The organism is Rhodococcus sp. NPDC078407 (assembly GCF_044542515.1).
Taxonomy (GTDB): domain Bacteria; phylum Actinomycetota; class Actinomycetes; order Mycobacteriales; family Mycobacteriaceae; genus Rhodococcoides.
Genome location: NZ_JBITUQ010000001.1, coordinates 50,364 through 72,921, shown reverse-complemented (window position 1 = coordinate 72,921; position 22,558 = coordinate 50,364). Strand labels below are relative to the sequence as shown.

The 22,558-nt window shown below is 63.9% G+C and carries 18 protein-coding genes, 1 tRNA gene and 1 pseudogene; 12 read left to right on the top strand and 8 right to left on the bottom strand.

Features of this window, described 5'->3' with window-relative positions; translation table 11 throughout:
* Positions 1 to 65: 65 nt before the first annotated feature.
* From trpB to ACIGGF_RS00265, 9 genes and pseudogenes are all read left to right on the top strand, one after another.
* Positions 66 to 1,337, top strand: coding sequence for a tryptophan synthase subunit beta (gene trpB / locus ACIGGF_RS00305; protein ID WP_397519825.1), 1,272 nt, complete (start codon positions 66 to 68; stop codon positions 1,335 to 1,337).
* Entirely contained in the window at positions 1,334 to 2,137 is an 804-nt protein-coding gene (trpA, locus tag ACIGGF_RS00300) for a tryptophan synthase subunit alpha (RefSeq protein WP_397519466.1), read from the top strand. Before trpB ends, trpA begins: the two co-directional genes overlap by 4 nt.
* Complete coding sequence (gene lgt, locus ACIGGF_RS00295) at positions 2,134 to 3,177, top strand: prolipoprotein diacylglyceryl transferase (RefSeq protein WP_397519465.1); 1,044 nt, start codon at positions 2,134 to 2,136, stop codon at positions 3,175 to 3,177. The genes trpA and lgt overlap by 4 nt, the downstream gene beginning before the upstream one ends.
* Positions 3,170 to 4,039: a TM2 domain-containing protein gene (locus tag ACIGGF_RS00290; protein WP_397519464.1), complete on the top strand. Its 870-nt coding sequence runs from the start codon at positions 3,170 to 3,172 to the stop codon at positions 4,037 to 4,039. Before lgt ends, ACIGGF_RS00290 begins: the two co-directional genes overlap by 8 nt.
* A gap of 47 nt (positions 4,040 to 4,086) precedes the next feature.
* Positions 4,087 to 4,671, top strand: a pseudogene (locus ACIGGF_RS00285) (NINE protein); the annotation flags it as partial.
* Between the two features lie 277 nt (positions 4,672 to 4,948).
* Positions 4,949 to 9,517, top strand: coding sequence for a glutamate synthase large subunit (gene gltB / locus ACIGGF_RS00280; RefSeq protein ID WP_397519824.1), 4,569 nt, complete (start codon positions 4,949 to 4,951; stop codon positions 9,515 to 9,517).
* Complete coding sequence (locus ACIGGF_RS00275) at positions 9,510 to 11,015, top strand: glutamate synthase subunit beta (protein ID WP_397519463.1); 1,506 nt, start codon at positions 9,510 to 9,512, stop codon at positions 11,013 to 11,015. The genes gltB and ACIGGF_RS00275 overlap by 8 nt, the downstream gene beginning before the upstream one ends.
* Positions 11,016 to 11,137: 122 nt before the next feature.
* Positions 11,138 to 12,556 carry a pyruvate kinase gene (gene pyk, locus ACIGGF_RS00270; RefSeq protein ID WP_397519462.1) on the top strand — a complete coding sequence of 473 codons (1,419 nt, stop codon included), beginning with the start codon at positions 11,138 to 11,140 and terminating at the stop codon, positions 12,554 to 12,556.
* On the top strand, positions 12,557 to 13,483 hold the full coding sequence (locus ACIGGF_RS00265) for an acyl-CoA thioesterase (protein WP_397519461.1): 927 nt from the start codon (positions 12,557 to 12,559) through the stop codon (positions 13,481 to 13,483).
* Here ACIGGF_RS00265 and ACIGGF_RS00260 read toward each other — a convergent pair.
* Positions 13,449 to 13,973, bottom strand: a complete 525-nt coding sequence (locus ACIGGF_RS00260; RefSeq protein WP_397519460.1) for a DNA-deoxyinosine glycosylase — start codon at positions 13,971 to 13,973, stop codon at positions 13,449 to 13,451. The genes ACIGGF_RS00265 and ACIGGF_RS00260 overlap by 35 nt on opposite strands.
* Positions 13,974 to 14,030: 57 nt before the next feature.
* On the opposite strand from ACIGGF_RS00260, the gene ACIGGF_RS00255 reads away from it, so the two are divergent.
* Positions 14,031 to 14,234, top strand: coding sequence for a hypothetical protein (locus ACIGGF_RS00255; protein WP_397519459.1), 204 nt, complete (start codon positions 14,031 to 14,033; stop codon positions 14,232 to 14,234).
* Here the strand turns inward: ACIGGF_RS00255 and ACIGGF_RS00250 are convergent.
* The 3 genes from ACIGGF_RS00250 to ACIGGF_RS00240 form a co-directional block, all read right to left on the bottom strand.
* A complete protein-coding gene (locus ACIGGF_RS00250) occupies positions 14,210 to 14,701 on the bottom strand; it encodes a DUF1772 domain-containing protein (protein ID WP_397519458.1) in 492 nt (163 codons plus the stop codon). The genes ACIGGF_RS00255 and ACIGGF_RS00250 overlap by 25 nt on opposite strands.
* Before the next feature lie 48 nt (positions 14,702 to 14,749).
* Positions 14,750 to 15,460, bottom strand: a complete 711-nt coding sequence (locus ACIGGF_RS00245; protein ID WP_397519457.1) for an AAA family ATPase — start codon at positions 15,458 to 15,460, stop codon at positions 14,750 to 14,752.
* Positions 15,461 to 15,713: 253 nt separating this feature from the next.
* Positions 15,714 to 15,790, bottom strand: a tRNA-Leu gene (locus tag ACIGGF_RS00240).
* A gap of 120 nt (positions 15,791 to 15,910) precedes the next feature.
* On the opposite strand from ACIGGF_RS00240, the gene ACIGGF_RS00235 reads away from it, so the two are divergent.
* Both ACIGGF_RS00235 and ACIGGF_RS00230 read left to right on the top strand, forming a co-directional pair.
* Positions 15,911 to 16,543: an ANTAR domain-containing response regulator gene (locus ACIGGF_RS00235; protein ID WP_397519456.1), complete on the top strand. Its 633-nt coding sequence runs from the start codon at positions 15,911 to 15,913 to the stop codon at positions 16,541 to 16,543.
* 173 nt (positions 16,544 to 16,716) lie between these two features.
* Positions 16,717 to 18,051: an ABC transporter substrate-binding protein gene (locus tag ACIGGF_RS00230; protein ID WP_397519455.1), complete on the top strand. Its 1,335-nt coding sequence runs from the start codon at positions 16,717 to 16,719 to the stop codon at positions 18,049 to 18,051.
* Positions 18,052 to 18,190: 139 nt separating this feature from the next.
* Here the strand turns inward: ACIGGF_RS00230 and ACIGGF_RS00225 are convergent, their stop codons facing one another.
* From ACIGGF_RS00225 to ACIGGF_RS00210, 4 genes are read right to left on the bottom strand one after another with little or no spacing between them, the layout of a single operon-like run.
* Positions 18,191 to 18,991 (bottom strand): ABC transporter ATP-binding protein, encoded by an 801-nt coding sequence (locus ACIGGF_RS00225; protein ID WP_397519454.1) that lies wholly within the window; start codon positions 18,989 to 18,991, stop codon positions 18,191 to 18,193.
* A complete protein-coding gene (locus ACIGGF_RS00220; protein ID WP_397519823.1) occupies positions 18,991 to 19,998 on the bottom strand; it encodes an ABC transporter ATP-binding protein in 1,008 nt (335 codons plus the stop codon). Before ACIGGF_RS00220 ends, ACIGGF_RS00225 begins: the two co-directional genes overlap by 1 nt.
* A 52-nt stretch (positions 19,999 to 20,050) precedes the next feature.
* Positions 20,051 to 21,040: a branched-chain amino acid ABC transporter permease gene (locus tag ACIGGF_RS00215; RefSeq protein ID WP_397519453.1), complete on the bottom strand. Its 990-nt coding sequence runs from the start codon at positions 21,038 to 21,040 to the stop codon at positions 20,051 to 20,053.
* A gap of 4 nt (positions 21,041 to 21,044) precedes the next feature.
* Complete coding sequence (locus tag ACIGGF_RS00210) at positions 21,045 to 22,385, bottom strand: branched-chain amino acid ABC transporter permease (RefSeq protein ID WP_397519452.1); 1,341 nt, start codon at positions 22,383 to 22,385, stop codon at positions 21,045 to 21,047.
* Positions 22,386 to 22,558 lie beyond the last annotated feature (173 nt).

Genomic DNA, 22,558 nt, shown 5'->3' with positions numbered 1-22,558 from the left:
TGAGCACCAGCAATTCTTCTTCCATCACGGACGCCCCGCAGGCAGTCCGTTTCAAGGGCGCTGATCTGCCGCAGAGCAGCATCGGCCTCACCGATCGCAGCGCGCACGAGCCGGATGTGGGCGGGCACTTCGGTGTGTACGGCGGTCGGTTCGTCCCCGAAGCGCTGATGGGCGTGATCGAGGAAGTCACCGCCGAGTACGAGAAGGTGCGCAGCGACAACGAGTTCCTCAACGAGCTCGATCGGCTGCAGCGCGACTACACCGGCCGACCGTCGCCGGTTTTCGAGGCAACTCGGCTCTCCGAGCACGCCGGTGGCGCTCGAATTCTGCTCAAGCGAGAAGACTTGAACCACACCGGTTCTCACAAGATCAACAACGTTCTCGGGCAGGTTTTGCTCGCGAAGCGAATGGGCAAGACTCGCGTCATCGCCGAGACCGGTGCCGGTCAGCACGGCGTCGCGACCGCGACGGCCTGTGCCTTGATGGGTCTCGACTGCGTGGTGTACATGGGCGAGGTCGACACCGAGCGCCAGGCACTCAACGTAGCCCGAATGCGCTTGCTCGGGTCGGAAGTCGTGGCAGTGAAGTCCGGTTCACGCACTCTCAAGGATGCGATCAACGAGGCACTGCGCGACTGGGTCACCCACGCCGACAACACCTACTACTGCTTCGGTACCGTCGCCGGGCCGCATCCCTTCCCGGTCATGGTTCGTGATTTCCAGCGCATCATCGGCCTCGAAGCGCGACAGCAGGTACTCGCTTCCACCGGCAGGTTGCCCGACGCCATCGCAGCCTGCGTCGGCGGTGGATCCAACGCGATCGGCATCTTCCACGCGTTCATCGACGACGCCGACGTTCGGTTGATCGGCTTCGAGGCGGCCGGCGACGGCGTCGAGACGGGTCGTCACGCTGCGACGATCAGCGGTGGAACGCCGGGTGCGCTTCACGGCGCGTACTCCTACCTGCTGCAGGACGAGGACGGTCAGACCGTCGAATCTCATTCCATCTCAGCAGGATTGGATTATCCGGGTGTCGGTCCCGAGCACTCGTACCTGCACGATATCGGCCGCGCGGAGTATCGGGGCGTCACTGATACCGAAGCGATGAACGCCTTCAAGCTGCTGTGCCGCACCGAGGGCATCATTCCCGCCATCGAGTCCTCGCATGCCATCTCCGGGGCGTTGACCCTCGGCAAGGAGTTGGGCGAAGGCGCAATCATTCTGGTCAATCTGTCCGGACGTGGAGACAAGGATGTCGACACCGCCGCCGAATGGTTCGGTCTGATCGACGGAGACGGCGAGCCGAACGTGGACGACGAAGTGGGTATCAAGGCATGAGCAACAACGACTCTCGCCTGTCCGGGACTTTCGCTCAGTGTCGCGCCGAGGGGCGCGCAGCGCTCGTCGGCTACTTGCCTGCTGGCTTCCCGACGGTGCCGCGCTCGGTCGAGGTGTTCAAGACCATGGTCGACGCCGGATGCGACATCGTCGAGGTCGGAATCCCGTATTCCGATCCGGTGATGGACGGCCCCACGATTCAAGCTGCTGCCGACGTGGCCCTTCGATCCGGCGCTCGGGTCAAGGACGTGTTCGGTGTCACCGAACACGTTGCTGCTGCGGGTGGAAAAGCAGTGGTCATGACGTACTGGAATCTGGTTCTCAAGTACGGCATCGAGAACTTCGCTCGCGATCTCGCCGGCGCGGGCGGGCTCGGAATCATCACCCCGGACCTCATCCCGGACGAGGCGCAGGAGTGGATCGAGGTCTCCGATCGGTACGGACTGGACCGGATTTTCCTCGTCGCTCCGTCGTCCACCGAGGAACGGCTCGTCAGTACCGTCGAAGCAAGCAGTGGCTTCGTCTACGCCGCGTCGACGATGGGAGTCACCGGGGCTCGCGACGCGGTGTCGTCGATGGCTCCTGCACTGTCGGCCCGCATCCGAGAGCATTCCGACATTCCCATCGGTGTCGGCCTCGGTGTTCGCTCGGGTGCTCAGGCCGCCGAGATAGCCCGCTACGCCGATGCCGTCATCGTCGGATCGGCGTTGGTCACTGCCGTGGACAATGGACTCGACGCGGTGCGTGGCCTGACGACGGAACTCGCCGAAGGTGTCCGTTCCGCTAACGTAGCGTCGTGACTTCGACCGATATCCTTGCCTACATTCCCAGTCCCGCGCAGGGGGTGTGGCACGTCGGACCACTGGCTCTGCGGGCCTACGCCCTGTTCATCATCATCGGCATCGTCGTGGCCGTGGTGTGGGGTGATCGCCGTTGGGTCGCCCGGGGCGGAACCAAGGGCACAGTCCTGGACGTCGCTGTCTGGGCCGTCCCGTTCGGTCTGCTCGGCGGGCGTCTGTACCACGTGGCGACCGACTGGAAGACGTACTTCGGTCCCGGTGGAAACCCGATCGAAGCGCTGTACGTCTGGAACGGCGGTCTCGGTATCTGGGGAGCGGTGTTCCTCGGCGGCGTGGGTGCCTGGATTGCGTGCCGTCGACGGGGGATCCCGTTACCTGCGTTCGGTGACGCCGTCGGTCCCCCGATTCTGCTGGCCCAGGCCATCGGCCGCATAGGCAACTACTTCAATCAAGAACTGTACGGTCGCGCCACCACGCAGCCGTGGGGGCTGGAAATCTACGAGCGAGTCGACTCGAGCGGCCGGTTGGATCCTCTGAACGGTGTGTCGACGGGGATCGTCGAGAAGGTCGTTCATCCCACGTTCCTTTACGAACTGCTGTGGAGCGTCGTGGTCGTCGCCCTCCTGGTGTTCATCGACCGCAGGTACACGATCGGCCACGGACGACTGTTCGCGTTGTACGTCGCCGGATACTGCGCCGGACGGTTCTGGGTCGAACTCATGCGTGACGATTTCGCCACCACGATCGCCGGTATCCGCGTCAACAGTTTCACGTCTGCGATCATTTTCGTTCTCGCCGTCGCGTACTTCGTGATCGCCACCAAGGGGCGCGAGGATCCTGCGACCCTGAAATCGAACGACGACCCGGACCACGACAACAATGCAGGACGCGTCGGTGGGCCCGACAATGCTGACCAGTCGCCCTCGGACGAGTCGGGCGAGGTCGAGGTGCGCGGCGTTTCCGGAGACGGCAAGGACGTGCGGGCGCTCGACGAGACAGCAGACGAGAAAGCCGAGGAAGAAGGCAGTACGCGTGGTTGATTTCGACAAGTCCTACGGTCCCGACCCTGAATCCGGTTCCAGCACAGGCCAGTCCAGCGACGTCGGTAAGGATCCGGCTGTGTCGTTCGGAACGCCGTTCGACTACGACGCCACCGCTGAGGCATCGTTGTCGGAGCCGCCCGCCACCTCGGAGTCCGCGCCGTCGCACGGCCCAACCGGACCGACAGGGCCGGGATGGGATACGTACTCGGGCATCGGAAACGGTCCGGGTTGGTCCAGCACACCGAGCTACCCGGCACCGAGTCCGGACGGCAGCATCGACAACCCGGTCGGCGGATTCCCGCCACCCCAGAACTACTCACCTCAGAATTATTCTCAGCAGGGTTATCCGCCCCAGAACTACCCGCAGCAGGGTTATCCGCAACAGGGTTATCCACAACAGAACTACGCACCCCAGAACTACCCGCAACAGAACTACCCGCAACAGAGCTACCCGCAGCCGGGTTACCCACCTCAGAGCTACCCGCAGCAGTGGCCCGGGCAGTACGGAGATTTCGGTGCTCCTGCGGGCTATCCGGGCGGTTACGCCTACGGCGTAGGTCCTGATGCTCCGCACGGCCGCGACCCGATCAGCGGTGAGCCGTTGTCGGACAAGTCCAAGATCGTCGGCGGTCTGCTGCAGATATTTCTCGGCTGGCTGGGTGTCGGTCGCTTCTACATCGGCAGTACCGGTATCGGTGTCGCGCAACTACTCCTGTTCTTCTTCGGCGTTCTGCTCACCGCAGTGTTCGGCCTCGGGCTGATCCTGTTGTTCGGGCTCTTCGTCTGGCATCTCGTCGATGGTGTGCTCATATTGATCGGAAATGTCACCGATGCCCAAGGGCGAAAACTGAGAGACTGAGCGAGTGTTCGCACCGCATCCGCGTAAGGGAGCTCGAAGTGAATGACTCAGGTACATCCCCGTCCGAGGGAACCCCAGGAGACGGAACCGGTCCGACGGAGCCGACGATCTCGTTCGAGAAGGGTGCCCCTCAGGGATCGGGACCTGTCTACGGTGCACCCGACCCCAATTATGCAAACCCGTATCCCGGCGCCCCCGATTCCGGTGGAACGGATCAGGGGCAGTATTTCGGATCCCCGTCCGGTGCCGGATATCCACCGCCCGCGGATGGTTCCGGTCAGTACTTCGCGCCCCCGCCGTACGCGAGTCAGCAGTACGGCGGTACCCAGTTCGGCGGTCCCCAGTACGCCGGTGGGCCCGGCTTCATGGACCCGATGGCGCCCTACGGCCGTCACCCGGTCACCGGTGAGCCGTTCTCGGACAAGCAGAAGCTGACGGCAGGTCTGCTAGGGATTCTGCTGGGCGCGTTCGGAGCGGGACGTTTCTATCTGAATCAACCGGGCATTGCGGTGGCGCAGATTGCTGTTACGTGGCTCACCTGCGGAATCGGCGGGATCTGGCCGCTGATCGACGGGATCCTGATGCTCACCGGCAGTGTCCGTGATCAGCACGGTCGCCCACTGCGAGACTGAAACCGTCTGCACGGTAGCCGGCATTCGCGATTGCATCGATGCGGATACCAGCTGCTACGATTTCGCCATCCGGGAGGATCCCGGATTCGTTCTCGGGCCAGAGCTGTCCCGGTGAATTCCCGACAGGCGTATCGAACTCGGCTCATCCGACCGTTCCGGTCGGTGTGTCGACCAGCCGGCGGGGTTGCCGAGACTCACGGTGCAGCGTCCAGGACACTGCACCGCCTTCACGCACCCACCGGCCGACGTGGAGGTGATCGTGGTGCTGTTCTCTCGGATGCCTGCGGAGCAAGGTCTGTACGACCCGAGCTTCGAGAAGGATTCCTGCGGCGTGGCGATGATCGCCGACGTCGCGGGTCGCCGCTCCCATGCCATCGTCGCCGATGGCGTTCTGGCACTGGAGAATCTGGAACATCGCGGCGCAGCCGGCGCCGAACCCAACAGCGGTGACGGCGCAGGAATTCTCATTCAGCTGCCCGTCGAACTTCTCACCTCCCTCGCGCCCTTCGAGCTTCCTGTTGCCGACGCCGCGGGTGACAACACGTTTGCGGCCGGTGTGTGTTTTCTGCCGCAGGGTATCCGCGAGCGGGCGATCGCCGTCGAGCGCGTTGAAGCCGTTGCGGCCGAGGAAGGTCTGGACATTCTGGGCTGGGTCCCGGTCGAGGTGGATCCGGATCGTGCCGACGTCGGTGTCACCGCCCTCGGCTGCATGCCGTACATGAGCTACCTCTATGTCACCGCCCCCGAGGTCGACGGCGTGCGTCCGGCCGGAATCGATCTCGACCGGCTGGTGTACGGATTACGCAAGCGCTCCGAGCGGGTCACCCCCGAGATCGAGGCCGAGGGATCGGGGCTGTTCTTTCCGTCGCTGTCCGCACGCACCATCGTCTACAAGGGCATGCTCACCACGATGCAATTGCCGCTCTATTTTCCGGAGCTGCGAAACCCGTTGTGCAGAAGTGCAATTGCCATTGTCCACAGTCGATTCTCCACCAACACGTTCCCGTCGTGGCCGCTGGCACACCCGCATCGCTACGTGGCACACAACGGTGAGATCAACACCGTCAAGGGAAACCGGAACCGCATGCGGGCCCGGGAAGCGTTGCTCGCGAGCGACCTGATCCCCGGGGACCTGGAGCGCTTGTTCCCGATCTGCAACCCCGATGCCTCGGACTCGGTGTCCCTGGACGAGGTGCTCGAACTGCTCCACCTGGGCGGCCGCAGCGTGCCGCACGTGGTGATGATGATGGTGCCCGAGCCCTGGGAGAACCACCGCACGATGGATCCACGGGTGCGGGCCTTCTACCAGTTCCACTCGTCGATGATGGAGGCCTGGGACGGTCCGGCGTGCGTGACGTTCACCGACGGCAGCTACGTCGGGGCGGTGCTGGACCGCAACGGCCTTCGCCCCGGCCGCTGGTGGCAGACGACGGACGGCCGCGTGATACTCGCCAGTGAGGCCGGCGTACTCGACGTGCCGCAGTCCGAGGTCGTCGCCAAGGGACGTCTCGAGCCGGGAAAGATGTTCCTGATCGATACCGTCGCCGGGCGTCTGGTGCCGGACGAGGAGATCAAACTCCAACTGGCAACCGAACATCCGTACCAGGAGTGGCTGCACGCCGGCCTGCTCGAGATCAAGAGCCTGCCCGAGCGGGCGCACATCCAGTACAACCACGACTCGGTGGTCCGCCGACAGGTCGCGTTCGGCTACACCGAGGAGGACCTGCGTGTCGTACTGACCCCGATGGCAGCATCCGGGGGAGAACCGTTGGGCTCCATGGGCACCGACACTCCTGCGGCAGTCATGTCGCAGCGTTCGCGTCAGCTCTACGACTACTTCATCGAACTGTTCGCCCAGGTCACCAACCCGCCGCTCGATTCGATCCGCGAGGAGATCGTGACCTCGCTCGCACGGGTGATGGGTCCGGAGCAGAACTTGCTCGAGCCTACTGCGGCGTCGTGCAGGCAGATCGTGTTGCCGTGGCCGGTACTCGACAACGACGAGTTGAACAAGATCATTCATATCAACGACGACGGCGACCATCCTGGGTTGTCGGCGACGGTACTGCGTGGGCTCTACGAGGTGGAGCGCGGCGGTGAAGGTCTCGCCGAGGCCATCGAGGACTTGCGCGCTCGGGCATCGGAGGCCATCGCTGCCGGGTACCGCACGCTGATCATCTCGGACCGCGACTCCGACCACACCCGCGCTCCGATTCCGTCGTTGCTGGCGACCTCGGCCGTTCACCATCACCTGGTGCGGACCAAGGAGCGCACCAAGATCGCTCTCGTCGTCGAATCCGGCGACGCACGCGAAGTCCACCATTTGGCGCTCCTCATCGGGTTCGGTGCCGCGGCGGTCAACCCGTACCTGGCGATGGAATCGATCGAGGATCTGGTCGGCGAGGGCGAGTTGACCGGCGTCGAACCGACGATCGCGGTCCGCAACTACCTCTACGGTCTCGGCAAAGGTGTGCTCAAAGTGATGTCCAAGATGGGCATTTCGACGGTCGGTTCCTACACCGGCGCACAGGTTTTCGAGGCGGTCGGTCTGGACCGCGAGGTGGTGCGCGAGTACTTCAAGGGCACCGTCAGCAAGCTCGGCGGCGTCGGCCTGGACGTGCTCGCCGAGGAGGTCAAGCTGCGCCATCGCAGGGCGTATCCCGAGAACCCGACCGACCGCGTCCACCGCCGGTTGGAGATCGGCGGCGAGTACCAGTTCCGGCGCGAAGGTGAGCTGCACCTGTTCACTCCCGAAACGGTGTTCCTGTTGCAGCACGCGACCCGCACCGGCCGTTACGACGTGTTCCAGAAGTACACCGACGAGGTGGACCGACTCGCCCGTGAGGGCGGTGCCCTGCGCGGACTGTTCGAATTCAAAGAAGCTGTGCGGCAGCCGGTTCCGCTCGACGAAGTGGAATCGGTCGAGTCGATCGTGACGCGGTTCAACACCGGAGCGATGAGCTACGGATCCATCTCGGCCGAGGCGCACGAAACGATGGCCGTCGCGATGAACAATCTCGGCGGGCGGTCCAATTCCGGTGAGGGCGGTGAGGATGTCGACCGCCTCTACGACCCGACGCGGCGCAGTGCCGTCAAGCAGGTGGCCAGTGGTCGCTTCGGGGTGACCAGTGACTACCTGGTCAATGCCACCGACATTCAGATAAAGATGGCGCAGGGAGCCAAGCCCGGCGAGGGCGGTCAGTTACCCGGCTACAAGGTGTATCCGTGGGTGGCGAAGACCAGACACTCGACACCGGGCGTCGGCTTGATCTCGCCGCCCCCGCATCACGACATCTACTCGATCGAGGATCTCGCCCAGCTCATCCACGACCTCAAGAACGCCAACGAGAACGCGCGAGTGCACGTCAAGCTCGTCAGCTCCGTCGGCGTCGGGACGGTCGCGACGGGCGTGAGCAAGGCGCACGCCGATGTCGTCCTCATTTCCGGATACGACGGCGGAACCGGCGCGGCGCCGTTGACCTCGCTCAAGCACGCCGGCGCACCGTGGGAGATCGGTCTCGCCGATGCCCAGCAGACCCTGGTGCTCAACGGGCTACGCGACCGCATCACCGTGCAGTGCGACGGCGGCATGCGCACCGGTCGCGACGTGATCGTCGCTGCACTGCTCGGCGCGGAGGAATTCGGATTCTCGACGGCTCCACTGATCGTTGCCGGATGCATCATGATGCGTGTCTGCCATCTCGATACGTGCCCGGTCGGTGTCGCAACGCAGAACCCGGAGCTACGCAAACGGTTCACCGGCAAGCCCGAGTTCCTCGAGGACTTCTTCAAGTTCATCGCCGAGGATGTCCGAAAGTATTTCGCGCAGCTCGGTTTCCGCAGCATCGACGAGGCGGTCGGTCACGCCGATGTGCTCGAGACCGCGGCCGGGGTCGCGCACTGGAAGAGCAAGGGCCTCGACCTGGCCCCGATCTTCGCGATGCCCGTCGACCGGCACGGTGCCCCGATGACGCAGCGTCGACGCCTGCGGGCGCAGGATCACGGTCTCGACTTCGCACTGGATCGAACCCTGATCCAGCTGGCCGAAGGCGCGCTGGAGGATGCGCATCCGGTGAAACTCGAGCTCCCGGTACGCAATGTCAATCGCACGGTCGGAACGCTGCTGGGGGCCGAGGTCACTCGGCGGTACGGCGCGGTCGGGCTGCCGGACGACACCATCCACATCGCGTTCACCGGATCGGCCGGTCAGTCTCTCGGGGCCTTCTTGCCGCCGGGCATCACCATCGACTTGGTGGGCGACGCCAACGACTATGTCGGAAAGGGACTGTCGGGCGGCCGCATAGTCGTGCGCCCCGCCGAGGATGCGCCGTTCGTCGCCGAGGACAACGTGATCGCAGGAAACACGATTCTCTACGGTGCCACCTCGGGCGAGGTGTACCTGCGGGGTAAGGCAGGGGAGCGGTTCGCGGTCCGGAACTCCGGAGCGATCGCGGTGAACGAAGGGGTCGGTGATCACGCCTTCGAGTACATGACCGGCGGTCGTGTCGTGGTGCTCGGGCCCACCGGTCGCAACGTGGCGGCGGGAATGTCCGGTGGTATCGCGTTCGTCCTCGGTCTCGATCCGGCGGACGTGAACATGGCAATGGTCGAACTACAGGTGCCCAACCCGGACGATCTGGTGTGGCTGCGCGAGACCGTCGAGAAACATCGCCGTTGGACCGGATCGACCGTTGCGGCCTCGTTGTTGGCCGACTGGCCCCGCCGGTCCGCGCTGTTCACCAAAGTCATGCCCGTCGACTACCAGCGGGTGCTGGAAGCGACTCGAATGGCGCGCGCCGAAGGGCGCGACGTCGATGCTGCGATCATGGAGGCTGCACGTGGCTGATCCACAGGGTTTTTTGAAAGTCGTCAGGCGTGATGCTGTCAAGCGTCCGATCGGCGAGCGAGTCAAGGACTGGAACGAGGTGTACTCGCATCAGCCGACGACCGAACGCGCGGCGGAGGTGTCCGATCAAACGCGACGCTGCATGGATTGCGGAATTCCGTTCTGCCACTCCGGAACTGCCGGTTGCCCGCTGGGTAATCTGATTCCCGAGTGGAACGATCTGGTACGCCGTGACCGGTGGGACGCGGCCAGTGATCGACTGCATGCGACCAACAATTTCCCGGAGTTCACCGGTCGGGTGTGTCCGGCTCCGTGCGAATCGGCCTGTGTGCTGTCCATATCCGAGGCCGCAACCGGCGGAAGTGTGACGATCAAGCGAGTCGAGCAGACCATCGCCGACCTCGCCTGGGAGCAGGGCAGTGTCGTCCCGCAGCCGCCCACGATCACCACCGGTAAACGAGTGGCCGTCGTGGGTTCCGGCCCCGCGGGACTGGCTGCGGCGCAACAGCTCACGAGGGCCGGGCACGATGTCACCGTGTACGAGCGGGACGATCGTCTCGGCGGACTATTGCGCTACGGCATCCCCGAGTTCAAGCTCGAGAAGTCGGTGCTCGATCAGCGGTTGATGCAGATGCGGGCCGAGGGAACACATTTCGTGACCGACTGCGAGGTGGGTATCGACTTCACGGTCGAGCAGCTTCGCGATTCCTTCGACGCGGTGGTCCTCGCGGTCGGAGCGCTGAGGGCTCGAGACAACACCGAGGTGATCGGTCGTGAACTCGACGGTATCCACTTGGCGATGGAGCATCTGGTGCCGTCGAACAAGGAATGCGAGGGCGACGGGCCGACGTCGATTTCCGCCGCCGACAAGCACGTGGTGATCATCGGCGGCGGCGACACCGGAGCCGATTGTTTGGGAACGGCGCACCGCCAGGGTGCCGCATCGGTGACGCAACTCGACTACAACCCCGCGCTGCCCGGCGCCCGCGACGAGAGTCTGTCGCCGTGGCCGTCGTGGCCTTTGGTGCTGCGCACCTCGCCCGCACATGCCGAGGGTGGCGTCGTGCGTCATCAGGTCGCGGTCCAGCGGTTCCTCGGCGACGAGCGCGGCCACGTGCGTGCCATGGTGCTGGCCGAGGTGGAGGTGCAGCGCGACGCGGACGGTCGACGCATCGTCACGCCCATCGGGGAGGAGGTCGAACTACCCTGCGATCTTGCGTTGTTCGCCATCGGATTCGAGGGAGTCGAACACGGTCCGCTGCTCGACGACTACGGCCTGGCGCTGACCAAGCGTGGCGCGCTGTCGTGTGGCCCCGATTGGCAGACGACGGCGCCGGGCGTGTTCGTCTGCGGTGATGCACACCGCGGTGCTTCATTGGTCGTGTGGGCAATTGCGGAGGGGCGATCGGCCGCCAACGGCGTCGACGCATTCCTCACCGGGCATTCGGAACTACCGTCGCCGGTGCACCCCACGGCACTGCCTCTCGCGGTGGTGTGACACTCATCTCTGTACCGGTTCAGGTGCTTTCAGCAGCGGCTGAGCGAGGCTACCCGCCGGTAGTGTTGTCGCGCGTTCCTCTGCGATAGAGAACGGCGCATCCAGCGGCTACGCTCGCAACCGTGAGCCGACGTACGAAGATTGTCTGCACCCTTGGACCCGCAACCGCAACCACAGAGCGCATCCGCGAACTCGTAGAGAGTGGAATGGATGTCGCACGACTGAACTTCAGCCATGGTGATCACCCCGATCATCAGGCCAACTACGAGAGGGTTCGCGCAGCATCGGACGCCACCGGCAAAGCCGTGGGCATTCTGGCCGATCTGCAGGGACCGAAGATTCGTCTGGGCCGCTTCGCCGAGGGCTCGACCACGTGGGCCAGCGGTGAGCTGGTCCGAATCACCGTCGAGGAATGCGAAGGCACCCACGACCGTGTGTCGACCACCTACAAGGAATTGGCCCAGGACGCGAAGGAAGGCGACCGCCTCCTCGTGGACGACGGCAAGGTCGGCCTGGTCGTCACCGGCGTCGAGGGCAACGATGTGCTGTGCCGCGTCACCGAAGGTGGACCTGTCAGCAACAACAAGGGTGTGTCTCTGCCCGGCATGGACGTGTCCGTTCCGGCCATGAGCGAGAAGGACATCGCGGACCTCGAGTTCGCACTCGCGCTGGGATGCGACTTCATCGCGCTGTCGTTCGTTCGCTCGCCTGCGGACGTCGAACTCGTCCACGCCGTCATGGACCGCGTCGGCCGGCGGGTTCCCGTCATCGCCAAGCTCGAGAAGCCGGAGGCGGTCGACAACCTCGAAGCGATCGTTTTGGCGTTCGACGCGATCATGGTGGCCCGCGGTGACCTGGGCGTCGAGTTGCCGCTCGAGCAGGTTCCGCTGGTGCAGAAGCGAGCCATTCAGATCGCTCGCGCCAACGCCAAGCCCGTCATCGTCGCGACGCAGATGCTCGAATCGATGATCGAGAACTCGCGTCCGACGCGTGCCGAGGCCTCCGACGTCGCCAACGCGGTGCTCGACGGCACCGACGCGGTGATGCTGTCCGGTGAGACCTCGGTCGGTAAGTACGTGATGGAGACCGTGCGCACGATGGCTCGCATCGTCGAGACGGTCGAGACCGAGGGCGACAGTGTTCCGCCGCTGACGCATGTACCGCGGACCAAGCGAGGCGTGATCTCCTACGCTGCCCGCGACATCGGCGAGCGACTGGACGCGAAGGCACTTGTTGCGTTCACCCAGTCGGGCGACACCGTTCGACGGTTGGCTCGCCTCCACACCAAGCTCCCGTTGCTCGCCTTCACCTCCATCTCCGAGGTCCGCAGCCAGCTGTCGCTGAGCTGGGGCACCGAGACGTTCCTCGTTCCCGACGTGGGCTCGACGGACGCGATGGTCAAAGAGGTCGACAAGGCGCTGCTCGAACTCGGTCGGTACAACAAGGGCGATCAGGTCGTGATCGTGGCCGGTGCCCCTCCCGGCACAGTAGGCTCGACCAACTTGATCCATGTGCACCGAATCGGAGAAGAGGACCGGTAAGTGGTCGAAGCGGGGGGAATCGGTGTCAGCGAGAGCGCGCCGAGCAGTACAGCAGTGAAGACCGATCTCGAGACGCTTCTCGATCTGCTCGCTTTGGAGGAGATCGAGGAGGATGTGTTCGTCGGGGTTCACCCCGAGCAGGTGGGGAGTAGGACGTTCGGGGGGCAGCTCGTAGCTCAGGGCCTGATAGCGGCAAGCCGCACCGTATCCGGTACCTCACGGGACGTGCATGCGATCAATGCGCATTTCATCCGCGGCGGCGACGTCAAAAAGCCGATCGAGTATCGGGTGTCACGGCAGCGCGACGGCCGAGCCTTCGCCAATCGTCAGGTCACCGCAGTGCAGGACGGCAACGAGTTGTTCGTCATGCTCGCTGCCTTCCAGGACTTCGGCAAGGGACTGGAGCACAGCGTCGAGGTGCCCGAGGTGCCGTACCCCGATGCACTACCTCCGCTCGGCGATCACTTCGTCGGCTACGAGGACCGGCTGCAGATGTTCGTCGACGCCCTCAAGCCGATAGACATGCGCTACGCGAACGATCCGGCGTGGATCATGCACGGTACCGGCGAGAAGCTCAATCACAATCGAGTGTGGATGAAGGCCGACGGGGACCTGCCCGACGCGTCGATCTTTCACGCGGCGACCATGGGCTACGCGTCGGACACCACCGTGCTCGATTCGATCATCACCACGCACGGCCTGTCCTGGGGGCTGGATCGGATCGTCGCCGCGACGGTCAACCATTCCATCTGGTTCCACCGCCCGTTCCGGTTCGACGAGTGGGCTCTCTACGCCACCGAGTCACCGGTCGCGGCCGGCTCGCGTGGCCTCGCCACCGGTCGCTTCTTCTCGATGGACGGCCAATTGCTGGCCACCGTCGTGCAAGAAGGGCTCATTCGACACTTTCCGAAGCGGGTCCGCGACTGAACGCGGTGGCCCAGGCCTGAGTTTTGGCGGCGAGGTCCAGCGACGCATGCGCCGGACTGGTCGACGGCAATCGACGGAACTGCACGTGGGGAACCGGCAGTTCCGTCGCAACGTACCGTCGGTAGCTCTCGGCCGCCTTGGCTCCGTTGAAGAATACCCGGTCGATGCCAGGATTCTCGGCGAACAACGTATTGAAATCGTTTGTCTCGATGGATGATTCGACGATTGCCGAATCGAGACTGCCGGCACGCGTGCACAGCTTCAAGACGTCCCAGACGGCGATCCCGTGGCCTCGGAGACTGTCTGTGCGTTCGTCGTAGGGAAGTTCCGGGCCCGCTCCGAACAGCGTTCCCATGATCGGCCAGAACGCATTTCGTGGATGCGCGTAGTACTGCTGCGCGGCCAGTGAGGCGACGCCGGGCATCGACCCCAGGATCAAGGTGGTGGCCCCCGGGGACACTATCGGCTCGAAACTGTGCACGACGTTCATGGCGCGATTACAGCAAATCCCCGCGGGGCTGCCGGACGGGGGACCACAATGGAGGTCATGTTGGATCCACGCGTACTCGACAACAACGAACTCGAAGCCGAACTCGCCGCGCTGCGCCGGGGACGCGACGCGGCCATGGACGAAGGCGCGCGGGATGTCTCGACCGCCGACACCGATCACCTGATCGCGCGGTTCGAGGAGGAAATCCGCAAGCGGCACCAGGATTCGGTGTCCGATCAGCCCGGTGTCGACCTGCCCTGACCGAGGATCAGAACGACGCAGGCCGCAGTCGAGGCCAGAATCCTGACGGTGTTCCACAGCGTCCAATTCGCCGTGAACCTCTGCCACATGTCCGCGCCTGCCGGACTCGCCGGATCCACCGCTGCCAGTGCATCGTTGAGTCGGACGTTGAACGCCACCGTGACAACGAAGCAGCCCACCACGTAGAGCGCCGCCCCCGCACCGACCGAAGCGGTTCGTCCATTTTCGCCGAACACCGCGAGAACCGTTGCGGCAGTGCAGTTCAAGGCGGTGCCGACGAACAGCACCAAGAACACCGGATTGAGTATTGCCGCGTTGAATCTCTGCATCGCGGCGATCGCGTCGGGCACCGGCAGTGTCGCCAGGCCGGGGAGCACGCTGATGGAGAAGGCGAGCAGTATTCCTGCGACGAGCCCGCATCCGACTGCCGCAACCAGAGTGGCGGTCTCGAAGAAAAGGTCGATCATCGGTGCTGCTTCCTGTGGAAACGTCGTTCTTGACGTAGGGGCCGCCGGTCAGTCGAGTAGGTGACGGAGATAGCTGTTCGGGTCGTCGAGGTAGCGACGCCAGTGTTGCACCAGTTCGAGTTCGTCCCAGGTACTTCGCCGCAAACCGTGTTCGCCCACTTCGACGATGTCCGCACCCGGTGTCGACGCCAGGATGGGAGAGTGCGTGGCACAGACGATCTGAGCCCCCTCGTCGCCCAGCTCGGACATCAGGGCAACGAGCTGCAGGGACGCGGTGAACGAGAGGGCAGATTCCGGCTCGTCCAGAACATAGAAGCCGGGTTCGGCCAGCATCGCACCGAACATGGCCAGGAAGCCCTCGCCGTGACTCATCTCGGCTGTGTTCTCTTCCCAGAAACCCGGGACTCCGCCGAGGTTCTCGGCCATGTCGAACGCGGTCTCGGCGCGCAGAAAAAAGCCGCGCTTGTTCAGTCGTGGGCCACGGAGCATTCGGGAACCGCGCGGCGTGGTCTCGAGTTCGAGCACCTCGCCGAGGGCGCTGGTCACTTCGTCGAGGCGACGCGACTGCTGCGCAGCGCGACCCCCTCGGGCATCGATTCCGAAACCCTCTGCGATCGCCTCGACGAGGGTCGACTTACCGGAACCGTTGTCGCCGACCAGAATTGTGACCGGTGCCAAGAATTCGAGACCCTCGCGAGCGAGGTCCGCGACAGCAGGGACGGTGAAGGGCCAGTCCGGCCCGACATCGTCGGTAGGCACATGGGCACGCTCTACGAACATGATTCAGGCAGTGACCAGGCGATCGACATAACCGGTCTGGTGGGCGGTGTCAGCGCTGCAGGTGTAGTAGACCCACTGAGCCGAACGGTCCGCCGAATCCCCGAACCGATGGTCGACCTTCGCCGCGCATAAACTTCCCGCACTGGTGTCGTGGCAACGAAGACTGCTGGGTATGTACATCGCTCCACTGTAGGCGCGATCGTGGGCGATAGTGACCGTCGCCGCTGTGCTGTGGTGCCCTCGGTGAGACTCGAACTCACACTGGACGGGTTTTGAATCCGTTTCCTCTGCCAATTGGGATACGAGGGCTGGCGTCTTTCAAGCAACGATTGACGAGTTTAGAAGACGCGCTTTCGGCCCCGCACACCGGTACCCTTCAGATGCTCGACGGCCCTGACGGGCGAAGACTGTCAAAGGAGACCGATACAGATGAATGCTCCTGGTGCGCACGGTACTGGCAAGCCCCCGCTTCGTGTGGTGGTGGCCGAGGACGAATCCCTGATTCGATTGGACCTCGTGGAGATGCTCCGCGAGGAGGGCTACGACGTGGTCGGTGAGGCGGCCGACGGTCAACAGGCGGTCGAGTTGGCCGTCGAACTGCGTCCGGATCTGGTCTTCATGGATGTGAAGATGCCGCGTCGCGACGGCATCGACGCGGCGTCGGAGATCGCGGAGAAGCGCATCGCCCCCGTCGTCATTCTCACCGCGTTCAGTCAGCGGGAACTGGTCGAGAAGGCTCGGGATGCCGGTGCGATGGCGTATCTGGTCAAACCGTTCACCAAAGCCGATCTCATGCCCGCGGTGGAGTTGGCGGCCAGTCGGTTCAGTGAAATCTCGGCTCTCGAATCCGAGATTGCGGACCTGCAGGATCGACTGGAGACACGGAAGTTGATCGAGAAGGCCAAGGGCATCCTGATGGAGTCGCAATCGCTCACAGAACCGCAGGCGTTCAAGTGGATTCAACGCGCCGCGATGGATCGTAGGACGACGATGAAGGCCGTTGCCGATGTCGTGATCGAAACACTCGGTACTCCTGCGAACAAGCCTGCAGCAGAGGGCTGATCGGCGTGCGAAAGCTACGGCCACGTAAAACTTCGACTCCCTAGGTCACAGTCAGGTCACGAGCGTCGTTCTAGGCCTTGCGAATCGACTCCGAGCATTAGCGTCTGATCCACACGTGAGCCACATGTAACTCAGGTGCGCTTCAACGACGAGCAATTTCAAGGAGAACCTAGATGGCAATTCGGACCTATGTCCGCACGGCTGCGGTGCTGAGCGTTACCTCGCTCGCACTGTTCGGCTGTTCGTCGAGCGACGACTCCGGCTCGACCGACTCCACCAGCGCCGCCGGCAGCACTGCAGCCGCGGAAACGACCGTCTCCACCGATTGCGAGCCCGAGCAGGCCACGGCAGGGGCCGCGCCCGTCACCGACCCTCTGGTCGTCGGGACCTTGCTGCCCAACACCGGCAGCCTCGCATTCCTGGGACCGCCCGAGGTCGCCGGTGTGCAGCTCGCGGTGAACGACATCAACGCGGCCGGTGGCGTCCTGGATCAGCCGGTCACGCTCATCCCCGGCGACTCCGGTGACACCACCACCGACACCGCTAACACCACCGTCGACCGTTTGCTCGCAGGCGGTGCCGACGTCATCGTCGGTGCGGCCTCGTCGGCCGTTTCGCTTCAGGTCATCGACAAGATCACCAGCGCGGGCGTCGTGCAGATCTCGCCGGCCAACACGTCCGACCAGTTCGTCTGCTACGCGGACAGCGGCCTCTACTTCCGCACCGCACCCACCGACGTACTGCAGGCTCAGGCCCTGGCAGACCTCATCGCCCAGGACGGTGCCCAGCGGGTGTCCATCCTCGCCTTGAACGACCCGTACGGAACGGGCCTGGCCAACAACACGGTGGAGAACCTGGAAGCCGCGGGTATCGCCTCCGATCAGCTCCAGACGATCATCTACGACCCCAACGCGCAGTCGTACAACGCCGAGATCGACGACGTGAACAACTTCGCACCCGATGCCGTCGCAGTGATCGGCTTCGACGAGTCTGCTCGCATCATCACCCGTATGCACGAGCTCGGGATCGGACCGTCCGACGGCATGTTGGTCTACGGAGTCGACGGCAACATGGGCAACGCACTCGGGGAGTCGATGGCTCCGGGCCTGCTCGACACGATGCGGGGCACCACGCCGCTGACCGACGTCGGCACCGCGTTCCAGGATCGACTCAAGACCGTCGATCCCGCGCTGGTCGATTTCAACTACGCCGGTGAGTCCTACGACGCCGTGGTGATTCCTGCGCTGGCAGCCGTTCAAGCCGGATCGACTGCGGGCGTGGACATTGCAGCCAACATCAACAGTGTCACCAAGGACGGCGAGAAGTGCACGACGTTCGAGGAATGCCTTCCGTTGCTGCAGGCCGGCACCGACATCGACTACGACGGTGTCACCGGTGCGCTCAACTTCAGTGACGCGGGCGAGCCGGCAACCGGTTCGTACGGCAACCTGGTCTTCGGCCCGGACAACACCCTCACCACGGACGGATACATCGTCGTCGGTGAGTGATCGCTAGACGCGTGCACACGAAGGCCCGAGTCCGAACACGGACTCGGGCCTTCGTCGTCCCAGACGATCGGCACGGGCGCAGAGAACAGCCCCGGTTCGGATCACGCCGAACCGGGGCTGTGCGCTCTCGCGGGAACTGTTACTTCTTCTCCTTGCTTCCCGCCAGTGTGCCGAGGTAGAGCTCGATCACCTTCGGGTCGTTCATCAACGCCGGGCCGGTGTCGGTGTAGGCGTTGCGGCCCTGATCGAGAACGTAACCGCGGTCGCAGATCTGCAGGCACCGACGAGCGTTCTGCTCGACCATGATGATCGAGACTCCGGCCGCGTTGATCTTCTTGCAGCGGATGAACACCTCGTCCTGGAACATCGGAGACAACCCGGCCGACGGCTCGTCGAGCAGCAGGACCGATGGTTCCATCATCAGCGCGCGGCCCATGGCCACCATCTGTCGTTCACCGCCCGAGAGCGCGCCGGCTTTGACCTTTCGCCGGTCGCTCAGGAGCGGAAAGAGTTCGCTGACGAAGTCGAAGCGCTCGTTGAACTTCTTGGGACGCAGATAGATTCCCATCTCGAGGTTCTCTTCGATGGTGAGCGACGGAAACACATTCTGCGTCTGCGGGACGTAGCCGACGCCTTTCGTCACCAGTACGTGTGCTTCCGCGGACGTGATGGTGTCCCCGCGTAGTTTGACGCTGCCCTCCCGCACGGCGACGAGCCCGAACAGCGTTTTCAGCAGGGTCGACTTGCCGGCCCCGTTGGGTCCGATGATCCCGACGATCTCGCCGTCGTTGAGGAAGAAGTTGCACTCACTGAGGATGTTCACTCCGGGGATGTACCCGGCGACCAAGCCGTCGGCGCGCAGCAGAGCACCCTCGGCGAGGCGGGCGTGTTCTCCTGGTGTCGCGGCGAATTCTGCCGGCGTCAGTGTCTGTTCGCTCATCAGTTGACCTCCTTGGCCCGGTGGGACCCACCGTCGGTGGTGTCGGGCTTCACGAACTCCGGCTCCGACAGATCGCCCCCGGCCGAAAGCTCCTCGGCCTCGGCCTTCTTCAGCGTCTCTGCCAGTTCGGCAGTGGCACCGACGGGATTGCCGTCGGCGTCGAATTCGAGCGCTTGATCGTGGTGGCTACCGAGATATGCATCGACGACGGCACCGTTGTTCGAGAGCTCCTCCGGTGTCGATTCGGCGATGACACTGCCCTGTGCCATCACCACGACCCAGTCACTGATGTCACGGATGACATCCATGTCGTGTTCGACGAAGACGACCGTCATGCCGTCGTCGCGCAGTGACTTGATGTGCCCCAGAAGTGACTGCGTCAGTGCGGGATTGACCCCGGCCATCGGCTCGTCGAGCATCACCACGGATGGGTCGGTCATCAGCGCGCGAGCCATCTCGAGCAGTTTTCGCTGGCCACCGGACAGTGAGCCGGCGAGGTCGTCGGCCTTGGCATCGAGTTTGAAGCGGGCAAGCAACTCGTTGGCGCGCTCGGTGACCTCGCGCTCCTGGGCTTTCCAGGTCCAGGGCAGAAATGTGTTCAGTATTCTTTCGCCGCGCTGCCCGGTGGCACCGAGGCGAACGTTGTCCAGCACTGTGAGTTTCGACAGTGCTTTGGTGAGCTGGAACGTTCTGACGACTCCCTTGCGGGCGACCTGATGCGGATGCATCTTGCCGAGTTCCTGACCGTCCATCGACCACGTGCCGGTGTCGGGGCGATCGAACCCGGTGAGCAGATTGAACAACGTCGTCTTGCCTGCACCGTTGGGGCCGATCAGACCGGTGATGCACCCGCGTTGGATCTCCAGATGCGCGACGTCGACGGCCTTGAGTCCGCCGAACGTGCGCGAGATGCCGTCCACGACGAGAGTCGGATCGGGTTTGGCCGAGCCGGGTTCGCCCGCTACTCCGGCGAACAGCGTCGCACGCTGATCGGCGTCGAGAGCCATGGCCGCCCGTGATTCGAGGGTGCTGGGATTCTTGTTCGGCGAGTTCTTCGCGTCAGGCATTGAGCTGAACCTCTCGCTTGTTGCCGAGAATGCCCTGGGGTCTGAACACCATCAGTAGTGCGATCAGGATTCCCAGGAGGACGAATCGGGTGGCACCGACCTGCTGCTCGGTGAGATCGAGCAGCGGATCGGGCCCCGAGATGGCTTGACGCAGAATGGCGTCCGGGATCGACAGCAGGAACCAGAACAGCATGGCTCCGACCACGGGGCCGAAGACCGTGGCTGCGCCACCGAGGATCAGGGCTCCGAAGGCGAAGAACGTCTGCGCCGTGGAGTAGAAGTCGGGGTTGATCGACTTGGTCTGCAGAGCGTTGAACACTCCGCCCATGCCGCCGATCACGCCACCGAGCACGAGCGCTTGCATCTTGTAGACGAAGACGTTCTTGCCGAGCGAGCGCGCAGCATCCTCGTCTTCGCGCACTGCCTTGAGAACGCGGCCCCATGGGCTGTGCGTCAGGAGGTAGACGACGCCGCAGAGGATGAGGACCAGCGACCAGCCGACGACCATGGCCCACAGATCGTCACCGTAGAACTTCACCCCGAGGAAGTCGTATTGCTTGCCCGAGTCGAATGGGCTCAGCGAGGTGAACGGATCGGCGAATCCGAAGAGGCCGTTGGTCGATGCGGTCACCGAGTCGCTGGCCGTGGATCTGAAGACGAGACGAAGGATTTCCGACGCGGCGATCGTCACGATGGCCAGATAGTCCGCGCGCAGTCGTAGCGTGGGAATGCCCAGCACCAAAGCCAATAGACCGGCGGCACCGAGACCGACCAGAATTCCCAACCACAGCGGCTGCTCGTAGGTGATGGTCATGATGCCGACGCCGTAGCCGCCGAGCAGGGCAAAGCCGATCTGACCGAAGTTGAGCAGGCCGGCGTAGCCGAAGTGCAGATTCAGGCCGATGGCGAGCAGTGCGTAGAAGATCGCGGACGGCCCGACGAGCTGAGCGAGTGAAACCTGGAGTGCTCCGAGAATATCCATGAGGTCACCCGATCCTTTGCCGCGAACCGAGAATGCCCTGCGGCCTGACGATGAGGATGAGTATCAAGACGAGCAGTCCTCCGATGTACTTGAGATCGGGATTTATTACCAGCGTCGACCACTGCACGAGCAGACCCACGATGACGCAGCCGAGGAAGGCCCCGTACGCGGTTCCCAAGCCGCCCAGGGTGATTCCGGCGAACATCAGCAGTAGCAGCTTGAAGCCCATCTCCCACTGCACGCGACCGGCGAGTTCGGAGAGACCGAACAGCACACCGCCGAGGGCGGCGAGACCGCCGCCGAGGCACCACACGAACGTCACGACACGCTCGACGTTGATACCCGAGGACGCGGCGAGGTCGCGATTGTCGGCAACGGCACGCATGGCCTTGCCGATTCGGGTGCGCTGCAACATCAGTGCCACACCGACCAGAACCACCACGCTGATGATGATGCACGCGAGGTTGACGTTGGTGATGGCGAACGGGCCCCACTCGTTCTGGGTCTGCGCCTGGTAGTCCGCAAAGGGCTCGGCTCGGTCCGAGAAGAAGATGAGAATCAGGTAGCGGAGCGCGATCGCGAGGCCGATGGACACCACGAGCTGAGCGATGAGCCCGGTACGACGTTTTCGCAGCGGTTTCCAGATGGCCGCGTTGTTGAGCCATCCGATGGCGACGCCGACGACGATGGCAAGGATAGTGGCCGGGATGAGCTGAATGCCCATGGTGACGTTGAAGACCCAGGCCGCGACCGCGCCCAGCGTGACCAGCTCGCCGTGCGCGAAGTTGGTCAGTCCGGTGGTTCCGAAGATCAGGCTCAGGCCGACGGCCGCGAGTGCGATGACGAGTCCGAACCGAAAGCCGTCCACAGTCGTTCGTAGGAACTGCTCCCAGACCGGGACGCTGGTGGCGGTTCGGGCCTCGCCGAACGAGAAGATGACGGTGTTGGATCGTCCGGCCTGCACATCGCGCTGCACCTCGCCCTGGACGCTGACGCCGTCGGGCAGCGTTTCCCCAACGACCTGGAATGTGTATGTGCCGGGAGACAATTCGAGAGTCCATCGGCCGCCGGCTTCACTGGTGGTGCGGGCCACCTCGGAGCCGGACTCGTCGAGCGCTGCGACGTCGACGCCGACAAGCCGCTCGCCGCCGTTGTTGAGAGATCCCGCGACGTCGACCGCGTCTGCGGGCGGTGCCTGTTCGGCACTGGTCCCCGGCGCTGCCGGGGGAGTGGGGGTAGGTTCCTGGGCCGATGCCGGCGCGCTGAACAGCAGCGCAGCAATGGAACTCAGGATGGCGAGTAGAAGTGTTCGCTGTAGGAGGCGAACGGCAGATCTTGCGCGCAACCTCGGCGGTTGCACCCTTCTGGTCCATCGAACATTTGGAGCCACGCACGTCCTCCGGACGGTTGTCGTTGTGCCACGGGTAAGTAGGTTTCCTGCAATTGTCGGACTCTATCCGCTGAAACGACGCAAAATCGGCGACTGAGATTTCCGGCAAGTATCGGTTGTGTTTCGCG